19 protein-coding genes and 1 riboswitch are annotated in these 20,775 nt (G+C 72.6%); of the genes, 13 read left to right on the forward strand and 6 right to left on the reverse strand.

Features of this window, described 5'->3' with window-relative positions:
• Window positions 1–103: 103 nt before the first annotated feature.
• From ACIOJE_RS22335 to ACIOJE_RS22345, 3 genes are all read right to left on the reverse strand, one after another.
• Entirely contained in the window at window positions 104–1,594 is a 1,491-nt protein-coding gene (locus ACIOJE_RS22335; RefSeq protein WP_400778168.1) for an FAD-dependent monooxygenase, read from the reverse strand.
• A gap of 214 nt (window positions 1,595–1,808) precedes the next feature.
• Window positions 1,809–3,509, reverse strand: a complete 1,701-nt coding sequence (gene paaN, locus ACIOJE_RS22340; RefSeq protein WP_280673935.1) for a phenylacetic acid degradation protein PaaN — start codon at window positions 3,507–3,509, stop codon at window positions 1,809–1,811.
• Window positions 3,510–3,707: 198 nt separating this feature from the next.
• Window positions 3,708–4,976 (reverse strand): hypothetical protein, encoded by a 1,269-nt coding sequence (locus ACIOJE_RS22345; protein ID WP_400778171.1) that lies wholly within the window; start codon window positions 4,974–4,976, stop codon window positions 3,708–3,710.
• 159 nt (window positions 4,977–5,135) lie between these two features.
• On the opposite strand from ACIOJE_RS22345, the gene ACIOJE_RS22350 reads away from it, so the two are divergent.
• Window positions 5,136–5,720 carry a TetR/AcrR family transcriptional regulator gene (locus tag ACIOJE_RS22350; protein ID WP_280673937.1) on the forward strand — a complete coding sequence of 195 codons (585 nt, stop codon included), beginning with the start codon at window positions 5,136–5,138 and terminating at the stop codon, window positions 5,718–5,720.
• Window positions 5,721–5,781: 61 nt separating this feature from the next.
• On the opposite strand, the gene ACIOJE_RS22355 is transcribed toward ACIOJE_RS22350, so the two are convergent.
• Window positions 5,782–6,243, reverse strand: coding sequence for an Lrp/AsnC family transcriptional regulator (locus ACIOJE_RS22355; RefSeq protein ID WP_280673938.1), 462 nt, complete (start codon window positions 6,241–6,243; stop codon window positions 5,782–5,784).
• Window positions 6,244–6,392: 149 nt separating this feature from the next.
• On the opposite strand from ACIOJE_RS22355, the gene pdhA reads away from it, so the two are divergent.
• The 4 genes from pdhA (at window position 6,393) to ACIOJE_RS22375 (ending at window position 11,818) form a co-directional block, all read left to right on the forward strand.
• Window positions 6,393–7,532 (forward strand): pyruvate dehydrogenase (acetyl-transferring) E1 component subunit alpha, encoded by a 1,140-nt coding sequence (gene pdhA, locus ACIOJE_RS22360; protein WP_400778174.1) that lies wholly within the window; start codon window positions 6,393–6,395, stop codon window positions 7,530–7,532.
• A 29-nt stretch (window positions 7,533–7,561) separates the two neighbouring features.
• On the forward strand, window positions 7,562–8,530 hold the full coding sequence (locus ACIOJE_RS22365; RefSeq protein ID WP_280674112.1) for an alpha-ketoacid dehydrogenase subunit beta: 969 nt from the start codon (window positions 7,562–7,564) through the stop codon (window positions 8,528–8,530).
• On the forward strand, window positions 8,530–9,912 hold the full coding sequence (locus ACIOJE_RS22370; RefSeq protein ID WP_280674113.1) for a dihydrolipoamide acetyltransferase family protein: 1,383 nt from the start codon (window positions 8,530–8,532) through the stop codon (window positions 9,910–9,912). The genes ACIOJE_RS22365 and ACIOJE_RS22370 overlap by 1 nt, the downstream gene beginning before the upstream one ends.
• A 223-nt stretch (window positions 9,913–10,135) precedes the next feature.
• A complete protein-coding gene (locus ACIOJE_RS22375; RefSeq protein ID WP_400778177.1) occupies window positions 10,136–11,818 on the forward strand; it encodes a globin domain-containing protein in 1,683 nt (560 codons plus the stop codon).
• 81 nt (window positions 11,819–11,899) lie between these two features.
• On the opposite strand, the gene ACIOJE_RS22380 is transcribed toward ACIOJE_RS22375, so the two are convergent.
• Window positions 11,900–12,442 (reverse strand): NUDIX domain-containing protein, encoded by a 543-nt coding sequence (locus tag ACIOJE_RS22380; RefSeq protein ID WP_280673940.1) that lies wholly within the window; start codon window positions 12,440–12,442, stop codon window positions 11,900–11,902.
• A gap of 328 nt (window positions 12,443–12,770) precedes the next feature.
• Between ACIOJE_RS22380 and ACIOJE_RS22385 the strand changes: the two genes are divergently transcribed.
• Together ACIOJE_RS22385 and ACIOJE_RS22390 are read left to right on the forward strand one after the other, a co-directional pair.
• Window positions 12,771–13,598, forward strand: coding sequence for an IclR family transcriptional regulator (locus tag ACIOJE_RS22385; RefSeq protein ID WP_400778180.1), 828 nt, complete (start codon window positions 12,771–12,773; stop codon window positions 13,596–13,598).
• A 247-nt stretch (window positions 13,599–13,845) separates the two neighbouring features.
• Window positions 13,846–14,271 (forward strand): SsgA family sporulation/cell division regulator, encoded by a 426-nt coding sequence (locus ACIOJE_RS22390; protein WP_280673942.1) that lies wholly within the window; start codon window positions 13,846–13,848, stop codon window positions 14,269–14,271.
• A 92-nt stretch (window positions 14,272–14,363) separates the two neighbouring features.
• On the opposite strand, the gene ACIOJE_RS22395 is transcribed toward ACIOJE_RS22390, so the two are convergent.
• Window positions 14,364–14,744, reverse strand: coding sequence for a phage holin family protein (locus ACIOJE_RS22395; protein WP_280673943.1), 381 nt, complete (start codon window positions 14,742–14,744; stop codon window positions 14,364–14,366).
• A gap of 185 nt (window positions 14,745–14,929) precedes the next feature.
• On the opposite strand from ACIOJE_RS22395, the gene ACIOJE_RS22400 reads away from it, so the two are divergent.
• The 6 genes from ACIOJE_RS22400 to ACIOJE_RS22425 all read left to right on the forward strand — a co-directional run bounded on the left by ACIOJE_RS22400 (window position 14,930) and on the right by ACIOJE_RS22425 (window position 20,480).
• A complete protein-coding gene (locus ACIOJE_RS22400; RefSeq protein WP_280673944.1) occupies window positions 14,930–15,247 on the forward strand; it encodes a cupin domain-containing protein in 318 nt (105 codons plus the stop codon).
• 82 nt (window positions 15,248–15,329) lie between these two features.
• Window positions 15,330–15,998, forward strand: coding sequence for a thiaminase II (tenA, locus tag ACIOJE_RS22405; protein ID WP_063348422.1), 669 nt, complete (start codon window positions 15,330–15,332; stop codon window positions 15,996–15,998).
• A gap of 372 nt (window positions 15,999–16,370) precedes the next feature.
• Window positions 16,371–16,571: a DUF5326 family protein gene (locus ACIOJE_RS22410; RefSeq protein WP_280673945.1), complete on the forward strand. Its 201-nt coding sequence runs from the start codon at window positions 16,371–16,373 to the stop codon at window positions 16,569–16,571.
• 153 nt (window positions 16,572–16,724) lie between these two features.
• Window positions 16,725–16,859: riboswitch (TPP riboswitch) on the forward strand.
• Window positions 16,854–18,665, forward strand: a complete 1,812-nt coding sequence (gene thiC / locus ACIOJE_RS22415; RefSeq protein ID WP_400778183.1) for a phosphomethylpyrimidine synthase ThiC — start codon at window positions 16,854–16,856, stop codon at window positions 18,663–18,665. (Overlaps the previous riboswitch by 6 nt.)
• 83 nt (window positions 18,666–18,748) lie before the next feature.
• On the forward strand, window positions 18,749–20,215 hold the full coding sequence (locus ACIOJE_RS22420) for a hypothetical protein (protein WP_400778186.1): 1,467 nt from the start codon (window positions 18,749–18,751) through the stop codon (window positions 20,213–20,215).
• 112 nt (window positions 20,216–20,327) lie between these two features.
• Window positions 20,328–20,480 carry a thiamine biosynthesis protein ThiC gene (locus ACIOJE_RS22425; RefSeq protein ID WP_280673948.1) on the forward strand — a complete coding sequence of 51 codons (153 nt, stop codon included), beginning with the start codon at window positions 20,328–20,330 and terminating at the stop codon, window positions 20,478–20,480.
• Window positions 20,481–20,775: the final 295 nt, after the last annotated feature.

The following is a 20,775-nucleotide window of genomic DNA, read 5'->3' on the forward strand; positions in this document are numbered from 1 at the left end:
GGGGGGGGGGGGGGGGGGGGGGGGGGGGGGGGGGGGGGGCGCCCCGGGGGGGGGGGGGGGGGGGGGGGGGGGGGGGCCCCCCCCCCCCCCCCCCGACGCCGGGTCAGGCCGGGGCGCCGAGCCAGCTGGTGAGGGCGGCGCGCAGCTCGCCCTGGCCGGGGTCGACGGCGGCCCAGGCGGCGTAGCCGTCCGGGCGGATCAGCAGGACGGTGTCGCGCAGCTTGCCGTGCGGGTCGGCCGGGGCGGCGGTGACCATGCGGTCCGCCCAGGGCTCGGCGGCGGCCAGTTCGTCGTTGCTGACCAGCACGAACCGCCCGGCGCGCAGCGCCTCGTAGAGCCGCTCGGGGGCGGCCGGGGCGCCCTCGACGGGCTTGCGCAGGGCCGTCAGCCGCAGGTCCGGGACGCGCTTGCCGACCTGCGGGTGGGCGTCCTTCGGGGCCGGGTAGGCGATGCCGATCCCGGAGATCATCCGGGCGCCGCGTTCGGTGACCAGGTCGAGGTGGCCGCCGATCGTGGTGAGCGCCCCGCGCAGGGCGCGGGTGGGCGCGGACTCGGCGAGCGCGAGCCGGATCAGCGCGCCGGAGGTGCGCAGCACCGTCCGGCCGACCGGGTGCCGCTCGCTCTGGTAGGTGTCGAGCAGGGCGTCGGTGGCGTGGCCCTGGAGGGCGGCGACGAGCTTCCAGGACAGGTTGGCGGCGTCCTGGAGGCCGGTGTTCATGCCCTGGCCACCGGCCGGCGAGTGGCAGTGGGCGGCGTCGCCGGCCAGGAAGACCCGGCCGGAGCGGTAGTTGGGGGCCTGGCGTTCGTCGCTGTGGAAGGTGGAGCTCCAGCGGACGTCGTGCAGGCCGAGGTCCTCGCCGAGGGCGGCCCGGGCGATGGCGGCGAGGCGCTCCGGCGAGGGGCTGGTGCCGTCCGGCTGCCGCTCGGCGCGGTCCCAGGCGATCAGGCGGTACCAGCCGTCGCCGAAGGGGGCGAGGAAGGCGAAGCCGGCCTCGTTGGCGCCGACGGTGATGGCGTCGGCGGGCTCGCGCTCCAGTCGGACGTCGGCGAGCATCACGGAGTCGACCACGGACTCGCCGGGGAAGGGGATGCCGAGCAGGTCCCGCACGGTGGAGTGGACGCCGTCGGTGCCGACCGCGTACCGGGCGTGGTGGCTGCCCCCGTCGCGGGTCTCCAGCGTGACGCCCTCGGCGTCCTGGCGCAGGGCGGTGACCTCGGCGCCGCGCAGGATGGTCGCGCCGGCCTTCTCGGCGCGTTCCTGGAGCAGCCGTTCGACGTGGTACTGCGGGGTGACCAGGACGAACGGGAAGCGGGTGGGCAGCGAGCCGAGGTCCACGCCGAAGCGGTTGAACATCTTCAGGCTGGTGAGCGGGCGGCCGGTGGCGATCAGGTCGTCGGCGAGGCCGCGGGCGTCCAGCAGCTCCAGGCTGCGGGCGTGCACGGCGAACGCCCGGGTGAGGTTGGACTCGGCGGCGCGCTTCTCCAGGACGGTGACGCCGACCCCGGCCGCGGCGAGATCGCCGGCCAGTAGCAGTCCGGTCGGTCCGGCACCGACGATCAGGACGTCGGTGGCGGTCGTCGGCTTCGCGGTCATGTGTCAGCTCCCGGTGTTCGGAGGGCGGTTGGACGCCGTTTCCCGGCGTTCTCCCAGACTCCATCATCGCGGGCGTGCCGGAAGCTGTGAACCGCCGGGCCCCGGGACGGGCGATCACCGGGCGCGGGGGCCGTGAACCGCCGGGCCCCGGCGACGGGTGATCGCCGGGGCCCGGGGTGGACGAGCGGAGGGTCAGGGGTGGACGGGCGGGGGCTCAGCCGTGGCGGCGGACCTCCACGGTGCGGAACCGGTTGGCGACGAACGCGCCGTCGCAGTAGGCCGAGTTGGCGGCCGGGTTGGCGCCGGTGCCGTGCAGGTCGGAGAAGGCGGCGGTCTGGTTGGGGTAGACGCCGCCGGTCAGGTTGAGCGACAGGGAGACGCCGGCGTCCAGCGCGGCCTCGACCAGCAGGGCCTCCACCTCGGGCGAGGTGGTGTAGCCGGAGGCCGTCATGGCGCCCTTGTCGCGGACCGTGGTGCGCAGCAATTCGACGGCGGCGGGGGTGGATTCGACGGCGACGGCGAAGGAGACCGGGCCGAAGCACTCGGTGCGGAAGACCGCGCGGTCGTCCGGCTTGTCGGCGTCCAGCTTGACCAGCGCGGGGGTGCGGACGGTCGCGCCGGGGAAGTCCGGGGAGGTCACCGCTCGCGGGGCGAGGGCGAGTTCGCCGTACTCGCCGCCGGCCGCGGCGGCCGAGCGCTGCAGCACGCCCGGGTTGACCACGGCGCCGAGGATGCCCGCGGCGCGGGCGTCGTCGGAGAGCAGGCCGTCGATGGCGGCGGCGAGGTCGGCGACCACCTCGTCGTAGGACTTGTCGCCCTGGTCGGTGGTGATGCCGCCGCGCGGGATCAGCAGGTTCTGCGGGGTGGTGCACATCTGGCCGCTGTAGAGCGAGAGGGCGAAGGCCAGGTTGCCGAGCATGCCCTTGTAGTCGTCGGTGGAGTCGATGACCACCGCGTTGACGCCGGCCTTCTCGGTGTAGACCTGGGCCTGCCGCGCGTGCTCCTCCAGCCAGTCGCCGAAGGCGGTGGAGCCGGTGTAGTCGATCAGCCGGATCTCGGGGCGGACGGCGAGGGTCTGGGCGACGGTGCCGCCCTCGTGCTCGACGGCCAGGCAGACCACGTTGGGGTCGTAGCCGGCCTCGGCGAGCACCTCGCGGGCGATCCGGACGGTCAGTGCGAGCGGCAGGACGGCGCGCGGGTGCGGCTTGACCAGCACCGGGTTGCCGGTGGCCAGCGAGGCGAACAGGCCGGGGTAGCCGTTCCAGGTGGGGAAGGTGTTGCATCCGACCAGCAGCGCCAGGCCGCGCGGGACGACGGTGAATTCCTTGGTCATCACCAGCGGCTCGCGCTTGCCCTGGGGCTTGGTCCAGCCGGCCCGGCGGGGCAGCCGGGTCTGCTCGGCGTAGGCGTAGGCGACGGCCTCCAGCCCGCGGTCCTGGGCGTGCGGGCCGCCGGCCTGGAAGGCCATGCCGTAGGCCTGGCCGGTGGTGTGCATGACGGCCTGGGCGAACGCGTGGGAACGGGCGTTGATCCGGTGCAGGATCTCCACGCAGACGGCGGCGCGCTCCAGCGGGGTGGCGGCGGCCCAGCCGGGCCGGGCGGCGCCGAGCGCGGCGATCAGCGCGTCCGGCTCGGCGTGCGGGTAGCCGATGCCCAGCTCGATGCCGTACGGGGAGGCCTCGCCGCCGACCAGGTCGCCGTCGGCGGGGTGGCCGTCGAGGGTGAACGGCTTGCCGAGCAGGGCGTCGAAGGCGGCCTTGCCGTCCGTGGGGCCGCTCTCGCCGTACGCCTTCGGGAACTCGGGGTAGGGCGACCAGTAGTCGCGCTTGGCGGCGGCGTCGAGGGCGGCGTCCAGGGTGGCCTGGTGGCGCTCGACCAGCTCGCTGACGAGGGGGTGGGTGACCGCTGCGGACATCTGTGCGCTCCTCAGGAGGGAGGACGGGACACGTCACAGAGTAACCGAACGATCGGTCGGCTCACGAGGGTGTGGGGGACGGAATCCGGGAGAACGTGCGGGGCGGAATTCGGGAAAGCCCGCGGGACGGGATCCGGGAAAGCACGCGGGGGCGCGTCCGTGGTGGACGCGCCCCCGGGGGGCCGGTTCGGGCCGGGTCTACGGCACGCCCAGCTCGAAGATGACGTACCCGGCGTACCAGCCGGAGGCGACCGCGCCCGAGCCCAGCACCGCGGCCAGCACCGGCCAGCTGAGCTTGCGCATCGCCACCGCGAGCGCGATGAGCAGCGGGAACGCCGGCAGCAGGTAGCGCGAGACGTTGCCGAAGATGCCCAGGCTCCCGAGCACCGAGACGATCGTGGCCAGCGTGTAGGCGGTCAGCACCAGCGGCGGGCGCAGCCGGACCAGCAGCACGATCAGCACCGGCAGGGTGAGCACGATCAGGGTGGCGAAGAGGTCCGGCACCGGGAACGCGAACGGGTAGTCGTTGCGGCCCAGCAGCACGCCGCGGATCGCGTGCCAGGTGCCCTGGCCCCAGTCGAAGTAGTGCAGCCAGGCGTCGTGCTGGAGCCGGAAGTAGCCGCCCCACTCGCCCATCCGCCAGCCCACCCAGGCCACGTAGCCGAGCAGGCCGACCGGGGCCATCAGCATCGCCGCCAGCGGGCGGACGACGCCGCTCTCCCGCCGGTACAGCTCGACCAGCGCGGCCAGTCCGACCGCGCCGATCAGCGCCGCGGCGGTCGGCCGGTTGAGCCCGGCGACCAGGGTGATCACGCCGGCCGCGACCCACTGCTTGGTCATCACGCAGTAGCAGGCCCAGGCGGCCAGCGCGACGAAGGTGGAGTCCGAGTAGACCGCCCACTCGGCGCCCGAGCCCGGGGCGATCGCCCAGATCCCGGCCGCGATCACGCCCGCCCGGGGGCCGGCCATCCGGTCCACCACGGCGTAGATCCCGGCGGCGGCGAACAGCGAGGCCACCACCGACACCAGCATCCCGGCGCCGTACAGGCCGAGGCCGGTGACGTCCGAGGTCATCCGCATCAGGCCCGGGTAGAGCGGGAAGAAGGCGGCGGAGTTCTGCTCGACGGAGAAGCCGACCGGGCCGTTCGGGATCTCGATCAGCGCCGGGTGGTAGCCGAACTGGGCCACCTGCTGGTACCACCAGCCGTCCCAGCTGGCCAGCACGTCCCAGGGGTTGGCGCCGCCGCCGAAGCGGGCGGGCTTCTTGAGGTACTCGCCGGAGAAGGACAGCAGCTTCATGAAGACGGTGAAGCCGATCAGCTTCAGCACCGCGTAGCACCACACCGCCGGCCCGAACCGGACCACCAGGGCGCGGGCGCCTTCCCGCCAGGCCCTGCCGGACACCCCCTCCGCTTCCTCGCTGCGCTGCTCGGGCGCGTCGGAGGCGACGGCCGGTATTGCGTTCATCGGACTGGACCCCACCCTGCTGGACGTGGACGATCGTCCGCCGAGTCTAGGGCCCGCCGTCAAACTCCCGCCTGCGCGGCGACGTCGGGGCACGGGGACTGGTGTGGACCAACCGGACCCGACCGCGTAGGGCTGCGGGCGGCCGGGGATACTCGGAGGATGGCCGATCACACCACGCGTACCGCCTACACCGTGGAGTCACTGCTCGCGGTGACCGTCGACGTGTTCAACGAGCGCGGCTACGACGGCACCTCGATGGAGGACCTGTCCCGGGCCGCCGGGATCTCCAAGTCCTCCATCTACCACCACGTCCGCGGCAAGGAGGAACTGCTGCGGCTGGCCGTCGGGCGGGCGCTGGACGGGCTGTTCGGGATCCTGGCCGAGCCGGCGGCGGTGCGGGGCCCGGCGGTGGAGCGGCTGGAGCACGTGGTGCGGCGCACCGCCGAGGTGCTGCTCGCGGAGCTGCCGTACGTGACGCTGCTGCTGCGGGTGCGCGGCAACACCGCCACCGAGCAGTGGGCGCTGGAGCGGCGCCGGGAGTTCGACCACCAGGTCGCCGAGCTGCTGCGGGCGGCCGTCGCGGACGGCGCGCTGCGGGCGGACGTCGAGCCGCGGCTGGCCACCCGGCTGCTGTTCGGGATGATCAACTCGATCGTGGAGTGGTACCGGCCGGGCCTCAAGGCCGCCGACGGCGTCGCGGACGCGGTCGTCCACCTGGCCTTCGACGGGCTGCGCGCGCGGTAGCGGGCGGTCGGGCGGTCGGGCCGTCGGGCGGTCGGGCTGTCGGGCCGGGCGGCCCGGGCGGTCAGTCCGGCGGGACCTGGTCGGTCTCCTCGAAGATCAGCATGGTCCGGGTGCCGAGCACCTGGGGGATGGACTGGATGCTGCCCAGCACCAGCTCCCGCAGAGCGTGGTTGTCGGCGGTGTGCACCAGCAGCAGCACGTCGAAGTCCCCGCCGACCAGCGCGATGTGGGCGACCCCCGGGAGCTCCAGCAACTGCTCCCGGACCGTACGCCAGGAGTTCTGGACGATTTTCAGGGTGATGTACGCGGATGCGCCCTGACCTGCCCGTTCGTGGTCGACCCGGGCGGTGAAGCCGCGAATGACGCCGTCCTCGACCATCCTGGAGATCCGGGCGTACGCATTGGCCCGGGACACGTGCACCCGCTCGGCCACCGAGCGGATGGAGGCGCGGCCGTCCTGCTGCAGCAGCCGCAGGATCGAACGGTCGACCCGGTCGAGCCTGGACATCTGTTCAGCCGACATGACCCCCCACCCTCGCCGATTGGACGTACTGCCACCAGTCGACCGCCGCTCAGGCCGAATGTCCACCACCTTGTCACGCTTCTGGTCAAGATGAACAGACGACCGAACAATCGGTAGGGAGCCCCCGCCACCCCTGGAGGTGCCCCGAGATGACCGTTCTCGACCACAGACACCACACGGCGGTGCCCGGCTGGATGCCGGGGGCCACCGCCCCGCGCACCGACCCGGCGCCCCTGCTCCCGGACGCAGCCCCGGTCCGGGTGCTCGGCACCCCCGCGCTGGAGAAGCAGGACCCGGCGCTGCTGCGCGAGCTGTACCGCCGCCTGGTGGTCGGCCGCCGCTACAACCAGCAGGCCACCACCCTCACCAAGCAGGGCCGGCTCGCCGTCTACCCGGCGTCCACCGGCCAGGAGGCCTGCCAGATCGCCGCCGCACTGGCGCTCGGCGAGCGCGACTGGCTCTTCCCCAGCTACCGCGACACCCTCGCGGTGGTCTCCCGGGGCGTCGACCCGCTGGAGGCGCTGACCCTGCTGCGCGGCAACGCCCACACCGGCTACGACCCGCGCGCCACCCGCACCGCCCCGCTCTGCACCCCGCTGGCCACCCAGGCCCCGCACGCCGTCGGGCTGGCGCATGCCGCCCGGCTGGGCGGTGACCCGGTGGTCGCGCTGGCCATGCTCGGCGACGGCGGCACCAGCGAGGGCGACTTCCACGAGGCGCTGAACTTCGCCGCGGTGCTCCAGGCCCCGGTGGTCTTCCTGGTGCAGAACAACGGCTACGCGATATCCGTCCCGCTCAGCGCGCAGTCCGCCGCGCCCACCCTGGCCCACAAGGCCGTCGGTTACGGCATGCCGGGCCGGCTGGTGGACGGCAACGACGCGCCCGCCGTGCACGGCGTCCTGGCCGAGGCGGTCGAGCGGGCCCGGACCGGCGGCGGCCCGACCCTGGTCGAGGCGCTGACCTACCGGGTCGAGGCGCACACCAACGCCGACGACGCGACCCGCTACCGCACCGAGCCCGAGGTGGCCGCCTGGCGCGAGCACGACCCGATCCTGCTGATGGAGCGCTCGCTGCGCGGACTCGGCGTCCTCGACGACGCGCTGGTGCGGGAGTCGGCGGACGAGGCGGAGGCGCTGGCGGCCCGGATGCGGGCCGAGTTCCACGCCGAACCCGAGCTGGACCCGATGTCGCTGTTCACCCACGTCTTCGCCGAACCGACCCAGCAACTGCGGGAACAGGCCGCCCAGTTGTCCGCCGAACTGGCCGCCGAAGCCGAGGTGCAGCAGTGAGCACGGCAACTCCGACCCGCACCGCCACGATGGCGCAGGCCCTCAACGCCGCACTGCGCGACGCCCTGCGGGAGGACCCGGCGGTGCACGTGCTCGGCGAGGACGTCGGCGCGCTCGGCGGTGTCTTCCGGATCACCGACGGGCTGACCGCCGAGTTCGGCCCGGACCGCTGCCTGGACACCCCGCTGGCCGAGGCCGGCATCCTCGGCACCGCGATCGGCATGGCGATGTACGGGCTGCGCCCGGTGGTCGAGATGCAGTTCGACGCCTTCGCCTACCCCGCGCTGGAGCAGCTGTTCTCGCACGTCGCCAAGATGCGCAACCGCACCGCCGGGAAGCTCCCGCTGCCGATCACCGTCCGCATCCCGTACGGCGGCGGCATCGGCGGGGTCGAGCACCACAGCGACGCCTCCGAGGCGTACTACGCCGCCACCCCCGGGCTGCACGTGGTCACCCCGGCGACGGTGGCCGACGCGTACGGGCTGCTGCGCGCCTCGATCGCCTCCGACGATCCGGTGGTGTTCCTGGAGCCCAAGCGGCTCTACTGGGGCAAGGCCGCGTTCGACCCGGCGGCGCAGGTCGAGCCGATCGGCAAGGCCGTGCTGCGGCGCGCCGGCACCTCCGCCGTGCTGATCACCTACGGGCCCTCGCTGCCGGTCTGCCTGGACGCGGCCGAGGCGGCCGCCGCCGAGGGCTGGGACCTCGCGGTGCTGGACCTGCGCACCCTGGTGCCGTTCGACGACGAGACGGTCTGCCGGGTGGTGCGCTCGCTCGGCCGGGCCGTGGTGGTGCACGAGGCGAGCGGCTTCGGCGGCACCGGTGCGGAGATCGCCGCACGGGTCACCGAGCGCTGCTTCCACCACCTGGCCGCGCCCGTGCTGCGGGTGACCGGCTTCGACATCCCGTACCCGCCGCCGATGCTGGAGCACCACCACCTGCCCGGGGTGGACCGGATCCTGGACGCGGTCGCCCGGCTGCAGTGGGAGGACCGAGGATGATGCCCGTCGTGCGAGAGTTCCGCCTGCCCGACCTCGGTGAGGGTCTCACCGGGGCGGAGGTGGTGCGCTGGATGGTCGAGGTCGGCGAGGTGATCGCGATCGACCAGCCGGTGGTGGAGGTGGAGACCGCCAAGGCCGTGGTGGAGGTGCCCTGCCCGTACGGCGGGGTGGTCACCGCCCGGTACGGCGAGCCGGGCGAGGAGGTCGCCGTGGGTGCGCCGCTGGTCACGGTCGCGGTGGCCCCGGCGGAGGGGCCCTTGGCGGCCGGGGCGGTGGCAGGGTCTTCGGCCGGTTCTTTGTCCGGGGCTTCGGTAGGGGTTTCAGCGTCTTCGGCGGCGTCTTCGGCGCGGGTCGAGGCGGCGGCGGAGGTGGAGCGGCCGCTGGTCGGCTACGGGGTGGCCGAGCCCGGGAAGGGCGGGCGGCGGCGCCGGGTGGGGGTGGCGGCTCCTGCGCTTGCTCCTGCTCCTGCGTCTGCTCCTGCTCCTGCTCCTGTGGCGCGGATCGTCCCGGTCGTGGTGCCGGTGATCTCGCCGCTGGTGCGGCGGTTGGCCCGGGAACAGGGGGTCGACCTGGCCGCGCTCGCGGGCAGCGGTCCGGACGGGCTGATCATGCGTGCGGACGTCGAACGGGCCGTCGCGGCCCAGGTGGTGGCGCAGGCGGCCCCGGTGCAGGCGGCCCCGGCGCCGATGGCGCGGGAGGACGTCGTCCCGCTGCGCGGCCTGCGCAAGACGGTGGCCGAGAAGCTCAGTCGCAGTCACCGGGAGATCCCCGCCGTGACCTGCTGGGTGGATGCGGACGCCACCGAACTGATGTCCCTGCGGCGGCAGTTGAACGCCGCGCCGGGCCCGAAGGTGAGCGTGCTGGCGCTGCTCGCCCGGATCTGCACGGTCGCGCTGGCGCGCTTCCCCGATCTCAACTCCAGTGTGACGGAGGACGGTTCGGGCATCGTTCGGCACTCGGCGGTGCATCTGGGCTTCGCCGCGGAGGGTCGGCGGGGCCTGGTCGTCCCGGTGGTGCGGGACGCCCACACCCGGACCACCGGCCAACTCTGCGAGGAGCTGGGACGGTTGACCGAGAGCGCGCGCGACGGATCGCTCTCCCCGGCCGAACTGACCGGCGGCACCTTCACGTTGAACAACTACGGAGTGTTCGGCGTGGACGGCTCCACCCCGATCCTCAACCACCCCGAGGCGGCGATGCTCGGGGTCGGCCGGATCGTGGCCAAACCCTGGGTCCACGAAGGGGAGTTGGCGGTGCGCGAGGTGGTGCAGCTCTCGTTCACCTTTGACCACCGGGTCTGCGACGGCGGGACGGCGGGCGGCTTCCTGCGCTTCGTCGCGGACTGCGTCGAGCGGCCGGGGACGTTGCTGCGGCAGCTCTGAGCACGGCCGGGTCGCCCTGGGTGCGGGGAGCGCCACCCAGGGCGACGGGTCGCGAATCGGGTGAGAGTAGCGCGTCCCGGGCCCAGGTGTCCGGGCTTCGCGCGATTTGTCGGATGAGCAGTTCGGGCGTGCCACGCTGCCTAGGCGTCAGCAGAGACAAGCCAGGTGGTGGCGCAGGCCGGCCGGAGGCGAAACGATTCTCTTGGGTACTCGAAACGTTGCGGTGAAGTCCCGCAGAACACTTCTGGTCCGTACCGGGCACGGCTCGGCGGGGGTCGCCTCCGTCCCGGGCCTGCCGGAGTCCCCGCCGGCCGCGATGGCGGGAGGGCCGGCGGACGGGGTGGCGCCCGAACGGCCGCCGATGCCGCTGGACCCGCCCGACCTCCCGCCGCAGGCCCCGACGGAGGCGCCCACGGCCGTCCTCCCGGTGGTGCCGGACCACGCGCCGGTGCCGGACCACGCGCCGGTGCCGGTGTACGAGGCGGCCCCCGCGCCCGAGGCGGCCCCCGCGCCCGCGCACCCGGCGTTCCCCGACCCGCCGGCCCAGCCGCCGGCCGTCCCCGCGCCCAGCTACCCGGGGCCGCCCGCCGCTCCGCCTGTCGTGCCGCCCGCCGCGCCCGCGTTCCGTCCGTTGTTCACCGACGCACCCGGGCTCAACTGGTCCGGCCCCGGCGACAGGTGGAGTCGAGCCTGGGCTGCTCAGCCACTCGCCGACGGCCAGCCGGCCGCGCTGCCCGCGCCCGACCGGAGCGGTTCCGCCGTCGAGCAGCCGCCCACCGCACGGGACGTCGAACTGATCCGGGCCAGCCTGGCGGTCGTCGAGCCGGTCGCCGACCGGGCCACCGCGCACTTCTACGCGTTGATCTTCCTGCACCACCCCGAGGTCCGGGCGCTCTTCCCGGCCGCCATGGACGTCCAGCGCGACCGCCTGTTCCGCGCCCTGCTGGCCGCCGCCCGCAGCGCCGACGACCCGGACGGCCTGCGGGTCTACCTGAGTGCGCTCGGCCGGGGCCACCGCCGGTACGGCACGCTGACCGGCCACTACGGCCCGGTGGGCGAGTGCCTGGTGCAGGCGCTGGCCAGGTACGCGGGCTCCCGCTGGGACGCCGAGACCGAGCTGGCCTGGCGCCGGGTCTACCGGCTGGTCTCCTCGATCATGATCGAGGCCGCCGAGGAGGCCGCCCGCACCTCGCCGCCGTGGTGGCAGGGCGAGGTGGTGCGGCACGAGCGCCGTACCCGGGACGTCGCGGTGATCACCGTCCGGCCGGACCAGGCGTACCCGTACCGGGCCGGGCAGTACACCAGCCTGGAGACGCCCTGGTGGCCGCGGGTCTGGCGGCACTTCTCGTTCGCCTCGGCCCCCCGCCCGGACGGGCTGCTGACCTTCCACGTGAAGGCCGTCCAGGCCGGCTGGGTGAGCAACGCGCTGGTGCACCGGGCCGCGCCCGGGGACGTCCTGCGGCTGGGCCCGGCGGCCGGCTCGATGACCTTCGACCACGCCGCCGGTGCGGACCTGCTCTGTCTCGGCGGCGGGACGGGCATCGCGCCGATCCGCGCGCTGGTCGAGGAGGTGGCCGAGCGCGGCACGCCGGTCCGGGCCGTCGACGTGTTCTACGGTGCCCGCCGCGCCGCCGACCTGTACGAGCTGGACGGGCTGGACGAGTTGGCCCGGCGCCACCCGTGGCTCACCGTGCGGCCGGTGCTCTCCGGCATCGGGCCGGCCGACGGCGCGCTGACCGGCGAACTGCCGGAGGTGATGGGCCGGTTCGGGCCGTGGGCCGGTCGGGAGGCGTTCCTCAGCGGGCCGCCCGCGATGGTCCGCCGGGGCGTCGGGGTGCTGCTGCGGTCCGGCGTGCCGGCCGAGCGGATCCGGCACGACCTGGTGGGAGACCTCGCAGCGGTCTGACCGGCGGGGCTGGTCGGGCGGGTCGATCGGCAGGGCTCCCGACCGGCAGGGCCGACCGGCAGGTCCGACCGGGCGGGCCGATCAGCCGAGGTCCGGGGCGAGCAGTGCGCGGATGCCCTCGATGTTGGCCGCCAGGTACGCCCGCAGCCGGGGCGGGACGACGTTGACGGAGGTCACGCCCTCGCGCGTGAACGGCAGCCGGACCACCTCGTACTCGCCGTTGGGCTCGTCCACCTCGGGCCCGTGCCGCCGGCTGAGGTCCATCGAGGCGAGCCGGCAGACGAAGAAGTGCTGCACCTTGACCCCGTGCGGGTGGAGCAGCGTGCCGTCGTCGTGGTGGGTGTGGCTGATGGTGTCGACGAAGGCGGGCACCACGTCGACGATCTTGCCGCCGAGCTCCTCGTCCACCTCGCGGTGCAGGGCCTCGACCACCGTGCGGTCGCCGCGTTCGACCCCGCCGCCGGGGGTGATCCAGTACGGCCGGGGCGAGCCGGGCCGGACCCGCCGGATCAGCACGATCGAGGCCGGGCCGTACGGGTCCTGCGGGTCGAGCTCCAGCAGGATCGCCCGCGCGGTGCGCTTCACGACCGGGCGGGGCGGCGGGGTTCGGTTGTCGGGGCCCATGGCGACCTCCGGGGCTGGAGCGTTGTGCGGGAGTCTCCCGCGGGGCGGTCCGGGCGAAACCCGCCCGAACCGGTGCGTCCGTTCGGGGGCACGGAGTAACCAGGGATGGATCTTGGATAACGAAGGTGAAACTTAAACCTATCTTGCAATTATCGATAGATTTTGACGATCAACCTTAGATTCGAAGGATTTTGCCGAGTGAACCGCATGAGAGTGATTGCAGGGAGGTCGTCCCTGTGCTGCAATGAGCCACTATCGGGCAGATCGGAGTGCTTCGCTCCGGATGCCCTTTCTGTGCATTGACTCGGGCTGGGGGATGGACGTGGCCATGGATCAGATCGCAGAGCCGTCCAGGACGGTCCGCGCCGGGCGCGTCGCCAGGTCGCCGACGCCCACCTCGCCGCCGGGCAAGAAGGGCCGCGGCCCCACCCTGATCGGCTCCGTCCAGCGGGCGCTGCGGCTGCTGGAGGCGGTCGGGGGCTTCCGGCAGGGCGCGACCGCCAAACAACTGGCCCGCGCCGCCGGGCTGCCGCTCGGCACCGCGTACCACCTGCTGCGGACCCTCACCCACGAGGGCTACCTCCGGAGGGTCGACGGCCGGTTCGTCTACGGGGAGTCGGTGGACGGCATAGGTCGGGCCGAAGGCCGGCAGACCGACCGGTACGACCTGCGGGCGCGGATGCAGCGGTTACGGGACGACGTCGGGGCCGCCGTCTACTTCGCGCTCTACCGGGACGGTGAGATCCACGTGGTGGACATCGTCGACGACCCCGGCCGTCCCGCCGTCGAACCCTGGGCCGACCTCCGGGCCACCGCCCACGCGCACGCCATCGGCCAGTGCCTGCTCGGCCAACTGCCCGAGGAGGAGCGCCGCGACCACCTCGCCCGCCACCCGCCGACCGGGCTCACCCCCTCCACCCTCACCAGCGGGGCCGCCGTGCTCCGCCGCCTCGCCTCCCTGCGGCCGACCATGCCCGTCCTGGAGCGCCAGGAGTACGCGCTCGGCACCGTCTGCGCGGCCGTCCCCATCACCATCGGGCCGGTGGTCGCCACCATCGCCCTCTCGCTGCCGGTCGAACAGGCCGACCGGCTGACCGTCGCCGCCGGCCAACTGCGGCGCAGCGTGGGCGCGATGAGCCCGTCGTTCGTCCTCTGACGCTCCTTGCGTCAGCACGGATCCCGTTCGTTCACCATTTGAAAAAGCACGCCTTGTCCACTACGTCCCCAAACATGGACGATGAGGATCGAACGGGGATTGGTTGCACAAAACCGTCAAAAAGGCCGGACGACCCACCCAGCCGCCCTCCTCCCACATCCCAGCGAAATGTCAGCGAACTGCATGTCCGACCGCCGGCGGACCCACAGCACGCCAACGGTCGGGCAGAACGAGAGGTACTGGCGCCATGCAGCAGAGCACAGTCCAGGGTCACCTGGTGATGAACCTCGTGGTCTCGCACGAGCTCTCCTTCCGCATCGTGGTGGCCCTGGAGTACGACCCCGGTGACCCCTACGCCCTCCGGTTCACCTTCCACCTGCCCGGCGACGAACCCGTCACCTGGGTGTTCGCACGCGAGCTGCTGCTCGACGGCTTCAGTCGGCCCTCCGGCGAGGGCGACGTGCACATCCACCCGATCGACGGGGAGCTCGCGGAGGTCTGCATCGTGCTGCACTCCCCCGACGGGGACGCCCTGCTGCGGGCCTCGGCGCCGCCGCTGATCGCCTTCCTGACCCGCACCGACCGGCTGGTGCCGATGGGTCAGGAGATCACCGGGAGGGAACTCGACGCCCAGCTCGCGGACATCCTCAGGGGATGTGAGAACGCGGGGTGAGCGACCGCGCCGCCACCACCGACGAGGGGCCCGCGCCGGGTGGTCCACCCGGCGCGGGCCCCTCTCGTGTGCGGTCTCGTGTCCGACCGGGCTCAGTCGTCGTCCAGGGCCAGGTGCAGGCCCCAGGAGACCAGGCTGATGATCAGCGAGCCGAGCAGCGCCGGCACGAAGCCGGTGACGTGGAAGTCCAGGTTCAGCTTCCCCGACGCCCAGGAGGTCAGCCAGAGCATCAGGGCGTTGATCACGAAGGTGATCAGGCCCAGGGTGAGGATGAACAGCGGGAACGAGAACAGCTTCACGACCGGCTTGATCAGGAAGTTGACCACGCCGAAGACCAGGGCGACGGCGACCACCGTCAGGGCCTTGTGCTGCCAGTCGGCCTTGCCGTCGGTGAGTTGGATACCGTTGACGATCCAGGCGGCGACCCAGATGGCCACCGCGTTGATCAGTGTCTTGATGAGGAAACCCTTCATGACGCCCAAGCCTGGCAGGCGCCGCCGCCCCGGGGGAAGCTCTCCTCGGCCATGTTGATGCCGGTGGTGTTGAATGCCCCTGGCGGAGGGCAGCCCGGAATGCGGACCGGAGGCAGCCCGGACGCGACTCGGAGGCGGACCGGAATGCGGACCGGAAAGCGGACGGACGAAGGAGGAGGGCAGCGGTGCAGCTGTTCCGGCTGGACGAACTGGACACCGAACGCGCGGCCAACGACGGCGCGTACCTGCGCTTCCTGCGCGAACCGCGGATGTCCGCCGGGCTCTACGCGCTCTCCCCCGGCGACACCGACCCGCAGACCGCGCACGACCAGGACGAGATCTACCAGGTGATCAGCGGCCGCGCCGAACTGACCGTCGGCGCCGAGACCGCCACCGTCGGGCGCGGCACCGTCGTCTACGTCCCGGCCGGCACCCCGCACCGCTTCCACCACATCACCGAGGAGCTCCGGGTGCTGGTGGTGTTCTCCCCGCCGGAGGCCTGACCGCCCAGGGTCACGACCGCCCAGGGGCCTGACCGTTGAAGGGCCTGACCGTCCAGGGGCCTGACCGTCTAGGGTCCTGGGCATGAGCAAGAGCCTGACGGAAGAACTCTGGGCGGCCATCGAGCCGGTGTACGCCGAGATCCTCGCCCACCCCTTCATCGGCGGCCTCACCGACGGCACCCTGCCGCGCGCGGCCTTCCGCCACTTCGTCGTCCAGGACTCGCACTACCTGCGTGACTACGCCCGCGCGCTCGCCGTCTGCGCCGCCAAGGCGCCCGGCGAGGAGGACGTGCGGGCCTTCGCCGACGACGCGGTCGGCGCGCTGGCCGCCGAGCAGGGCATGCACGCCGAGTTCCTGACCGCCTTCGGCGGCAGCGCCGAACAGGCCGCCGCCGAGCCGGTGCTGCCCACCACCCGCGCCTACACCAGTTACCTGCTGGCCACCGTCTACGGCGGCTCCTTCGCCGAGGCCGTCGGCGCGGTGCTGCCCTGCTACTGGATCTACGCCCGGGTCGGCGAGGCGCTGCTCGCCCAGGGCTCCCCCGACCCGCTGTACGCCAAGTGGATCGCCACCTACGGCGACGAGGCCTTCCAGTCCGTCGTCCGCCGGGTGCTGGCACTCACCGACCGGCTCGGCGAGGAGATCTCCCCGGCCGAGCGGCGCCGGGTCGTCGAGCACTTCACGACCACCTCGCGCTACGAGTGGATGTTCTGGGACGCGGCCTGGCGCGGGGAGCGCTGGCCGGTCTGACCAGCTCATGGCCGGGTGGGCCCGGGGCAGGGGCAAGGGCGGTCAGGGTCGGTGACGGTGGTGGTGGCGGAGCGGTTGTGCGTGCCTGGATCCCCCAAGTAGCCGTGGTGCAGGGGTAGTTCCGGAGAGTCCGGTATCTCGTGGACGCGTGGGGCCGGCCCGGGTCGCAGGTCGCTCCGGGGATTTCCCGGGGGCCTTCCCGGAGGTCCGGGCGGGGTCTTTCCCCGGGGCCCGGGTCGGGGTGATCTAGGGGTTCTCTCCGGGCCGTCGGGCCTCGTTACGGCACTGGCGCCACCGTACGATCGAAGTACCGAAGCAAGCGGGATGCGGCACCGGACGGCAGCCGACCCCACGGGGAGAGAAGGAACAGACATGGCTGAGCTCTGGAAGTCGCTGCCCGCCTGGGTGCGCAACATCGTCATCCCGGTGCTGGTCCTGGTGCTGCTCTGGAACATCGTGGGATTCGTCTTCGGCGTCGTCGGCGCGCTGCTGAGCATAGTGATCAAGGTGCTGGTGGTCGTCGGTATCGCGGCCGCCGTGGTGGTCCTGGTGAAGAAGGCCGCCAAGGGCTGAGGGAACGCCCGAGGCCCGGCACCCCGCGACGGGGTGCCGGGCCTCGGGCGTTTCGGCGTGCTGCCACCGGCTGCCGGATCCCCTCCGTGGACCCCCTCTGGACCTGCGGCGATCGGCTCGCTACCGTGTTGGGCGTCGTGTGCAGGCAACACCGCCTGTGGACGCGGGAGCTCGGAGCACCGGGCTGAGAGGGCGCTGACCGGGACGTCGACGGACGGACCGACGGCTGCGTCGACCGCAGGAACCTGACCGGGTAATGCCGGCGTAGGGAGTAGAGGTCAGATGACCGCGTTCGAAGCACAGCCGCAGTCTGCCCGGAACAGCGCCGTCACCAGCGCGGGCACCGGCTACCCGACCCCGGCCTGGCGCAAGGCCTACCGCGAGGGGTCCCGGCCCGACCTGCGGGTCCCGTACCGCGAGGTGCAGCTCACCAACGGCCGGACCGTCCCGCTGTACGACACCTCCGGCCCGTACACCGACCAGGCCTACGCGCCCGACGTGCGGCGCGGCCTGCCCGCCCTGCGCGACGCCTGGATCCGCCAGCGCGGCGACGTCGAGGAGTACGACGGCCGCGAGGCGCGCCCCGAGGACGACGGGATCAAGCACACCTCGCCGCGCGGCGGAAACCTGCGCAACCTGGACGCGGTGTTCCCCGGCCGCCCGCGCCGTCCGCTGCGCGGCCGCGGTGGTGTCGCCGTCACCCAACTCGCCTACGCCAGGCGGGGCGTGGTCACCCCCGAGATGGAGTTCGTGGCGCTGCGGGAGGGCCTCGCCCCCGAGTACGTGCGGGCCGAGGTGGCCCGCGGGCGGGCCGTCATCCCGGTCAACGTGAACCACCCCGAGGTGGAGCCGGCCGTCATCGGCACCAACTTCCTGGTGAAGATCAACGCCAACATCGGCAACTCCGCCGTCACCTCCTCGATCGAGGAGGAGGTGGAGAAGATGACCTGGGCCACCCGCTGGGGCGCCGACACCGTCATGGACCTCTCCACCGGCCGCAACATCCACACCACCCGCGAGTGGATCCTGCGCAACTCCCCCGTGCCGATCGGCACCGTGCCGCTCTACCAGGCCCTGGAGAAGGTCGACGGCAAGGCCGAGGAGCTGAGCTGGGAGGTGTACCGGGACACCATCGTCGAGCAGTGCGAGCAGGGCGTCGACTACATGACCGTCCACGCCGGCGTCCTGCTGCGGTACGTCCCGCTGACCGCCCGCCGCAAGACCGGCATCGTCTCGCGCGGCGGCTCGATCATGGCCGCCTGGTGCCTGGCGCACCACCAGGAGAACTTCCTCTACACGAACTTCGAGGAGCTCTGCGACATCCTCGCGAGCTACGACGTCACCTTCTCGCTCGGCGACGGCCTGCGTCCGGGCTCCATCGCGGACGCCAACGACGAGGCGCAGTTCGCCGAACTGCAGACCCTCGGCGAGCTCGGCCGGATCGCCCGCGAGCGCGACGTCCAGGTGATGATCGAGGGCCCGGGCCACGTCCCGATGAACAAGATCAAGGAGAACATGGATCTCCAGAAGGAGATCTGCGACGAGGCGCCGTTCTACACCCTCGGCCCGCTCACCACCGACGTCGCCCCCGGCTACGACCACATCACCTCGGGCATCGGCGCCGCCATGATCGCCTGGTGGGGCACCGCGATGCTCTGCTACGTCACGCCCAAGGAGCACCTGGGCCTGCCCAACCGCGACGACGTCAAGACCGGCGTGATCACCTACAAGATTGCCGCCCACGCCGCCGACCTCGCCAAGGGCCACCCCGGCGCCCAGGCCTGGGACGACGCCCTGTCCGACGCCCGCTTCGAGTTCCGCTGGGAGGACCAGTTCAACCTGGCCCTCGACCCGGAGACCGCCCGCGCCTTCCACGACGAGACCCTCCCCGCCGAACCCGCCAAGACGGCCCACTTCTGCTCCATGTGCGGCCCGAAGTTCTGCTCGATGAAGATCAGCAAAAGCATCAACGAGCAATTCGGCCAGGGTCAGGCCTCGCCGGAGTACGACGAGGCGGCCGTCGAGGGCATGAAGGCCATGTCCGAGGAGTTCAAGGCCCAGGGGAACAAGGTCTACCTGCCGATGGCCGACTGACCCAGGACAGCTGAGCGCCGCCCCGATCACCTCGGGGCGGCGCTCTGCTGTCTCCGGGGCTGCCTCCGGGCACCCGAAATCCCGTGGACGAGGCGGGCGGCCGGGTGCTGCCATGGTGGGACGGTTCTCCGTGCTGGAAATGGGAAACCTGTCGTACCGTCATAGTGGCTGCGCAGAGCTGGTTTTGGGGGAATCGCATGGTCAGGTCAGTGGCGAAGGCGGGAGCGTTCGTGACGCTCGCGGCACTCTCACTCACCGCGTGTGGAGGTTCGTCGGGTCCAGGTGATCCCAAGGAGTCCCGGACGCAGACCTCGGCTGCCGTGCCGTCCCAGTCTGCCGTGCCGTCCCGGTCTGCCGCGCCGGCCAAACCGATTCCGGCGGCGTTCGACAGTACAAGGGGATGGGAGGTCGAGGCGGGCAAGGACGGGAACCTGCGTGGTCCGGCTGTCGCATCCGACGCGGGACTGATCCTGTTCCGTTCGATCTCCGAGGACGAGAAGACCGTGAGCGTCCTCGCCTACGACGCGAAGACCGGCGCGATCCGCTGGCGGAGCAAGCCGGTCGCGAATCCCACGCGCGACAGCCTGGACGCCGACGCCATGGTGTTCGTCACACACAAGGCCGGTAAGGAATACGCGGTCCTCGCGGTCACGGGTAGCGAAGGCGGGGACGGCGTGAACCGGGCGAGCGGCGTCACCCGGCTTGCCGCGTACGACACGGCGTCCAGCGGTGAGGCGGCGCCGGTCAAGGAGACCACGGTCCCGGACCAGGCCACCGGTTACGGCGTTCAGCGCGACGGCGGCCTCACCGCGGTGCAACTGGGCCGGTCCACGGCCGTGGTGGACGTGCTCTCGGGCCAGGTCACCACGTACGACCGGAACAACGCCGCCCTGAACGCCCCCAAGCCCTGCGAGCTGGACTTCGGCTCCTGCAACACCAGTACGGGCGTCACAGCGCTGACCCCGGCCGGCCCGCTGGTTCAGGGCCGGGGCGCCTTCTGGGCGCTCGGCGGCTGGTTCAGCGGCGACGTGGTACCCGCAGGGGCGAGCGCCATCGTGGGCTCCAGCACAGTGACGGCCTACGGATCACCCGATGGCCATGTCGTGGCCGCGTGGCCGCCCACCGGGCACGACAACGACAGGTCCGTCTGGGCCGTGCACGACGGCGGGACCGGCCAAGTGCTCGCCACGGTCGAGTGCACGGGGAAGAAGGCCACGCCCCGACTGTCGTCCGACGGCCGCTACCTGATCGCCGGCTTCGCGGTCTTCGACCTGCAGGCGAAGAAGGGCTACTGCTTCGAGGCGACCGGCGCCCGCAACCCCGTTCAACTGACCGCGGTGGACAAGGACGGAACGGCGTACGGCAACGCCAACACACCCGACCAGAACACCGGCGGCCTGAGCGATACACCGACCTCGGTCGTCCTGGCCACCGGCCAGGCATCCGCGCTCCCGGCCGGGACACTCGTCCCGGACCTGATCGGTGCGGACGCCGCGGTCTTCGGCACCGACACCGGCATCGGCCCCGTCCTCGTCTACCCGCGGCGCTGACCCTGCCACGGCACGCCGAGCCGTCCCCGAGTCGCGCCCCGATGCCGCCCAGAAGGCATCACGTCGGCGCATTCAGACGCGATGTGCTGGTTCCGGACTGAAGTGGTCGTCGATGAAGATCAGTCAGAAGATCCGCGACGAGCACGGCGACGGCTCCACCGCCGTGGACACTGGGTACGACGCGGAGGCCGTGGCCGGCATGCAGGCCAAGTCAGAGGAGTTCGCGGAGCACGGCAACCGGGTGTACCTCCCGCTCGCCGACTGACACCGCAAACCGTACGGGCGGCCGTTCCGGGGATTGATGCCCTGGAACGGCCGCCCGTACGTTGTCAGCTCAGGTGCCCGGCCATGGGGTGCTGGGGCCGTTCACCGACCGGCCACTGATCTTCCGGTCTTCGAGCGGGATGAGGACGTGTGCCGGGACATCGCCACACCGACGAGTCCCTTGATCAGGGCGCCGGTAGAGCCGGTCGTCGTTGTCGGTCATCACGCCGTGGATCGGACAGCTTTCGGCCGGAGTCCCCCGGAGTGTCTTGATCAACTCTTCGCGTGCCGCCATG

This window comes from Kitasatospora sp. NPDC087861, from assembly GCF_044742585.1.
GTDB lineage: Bacteria > Actinomycetota > Actinomycetes > Streptomycetales > Streptomycetaceae > Kitasatospora.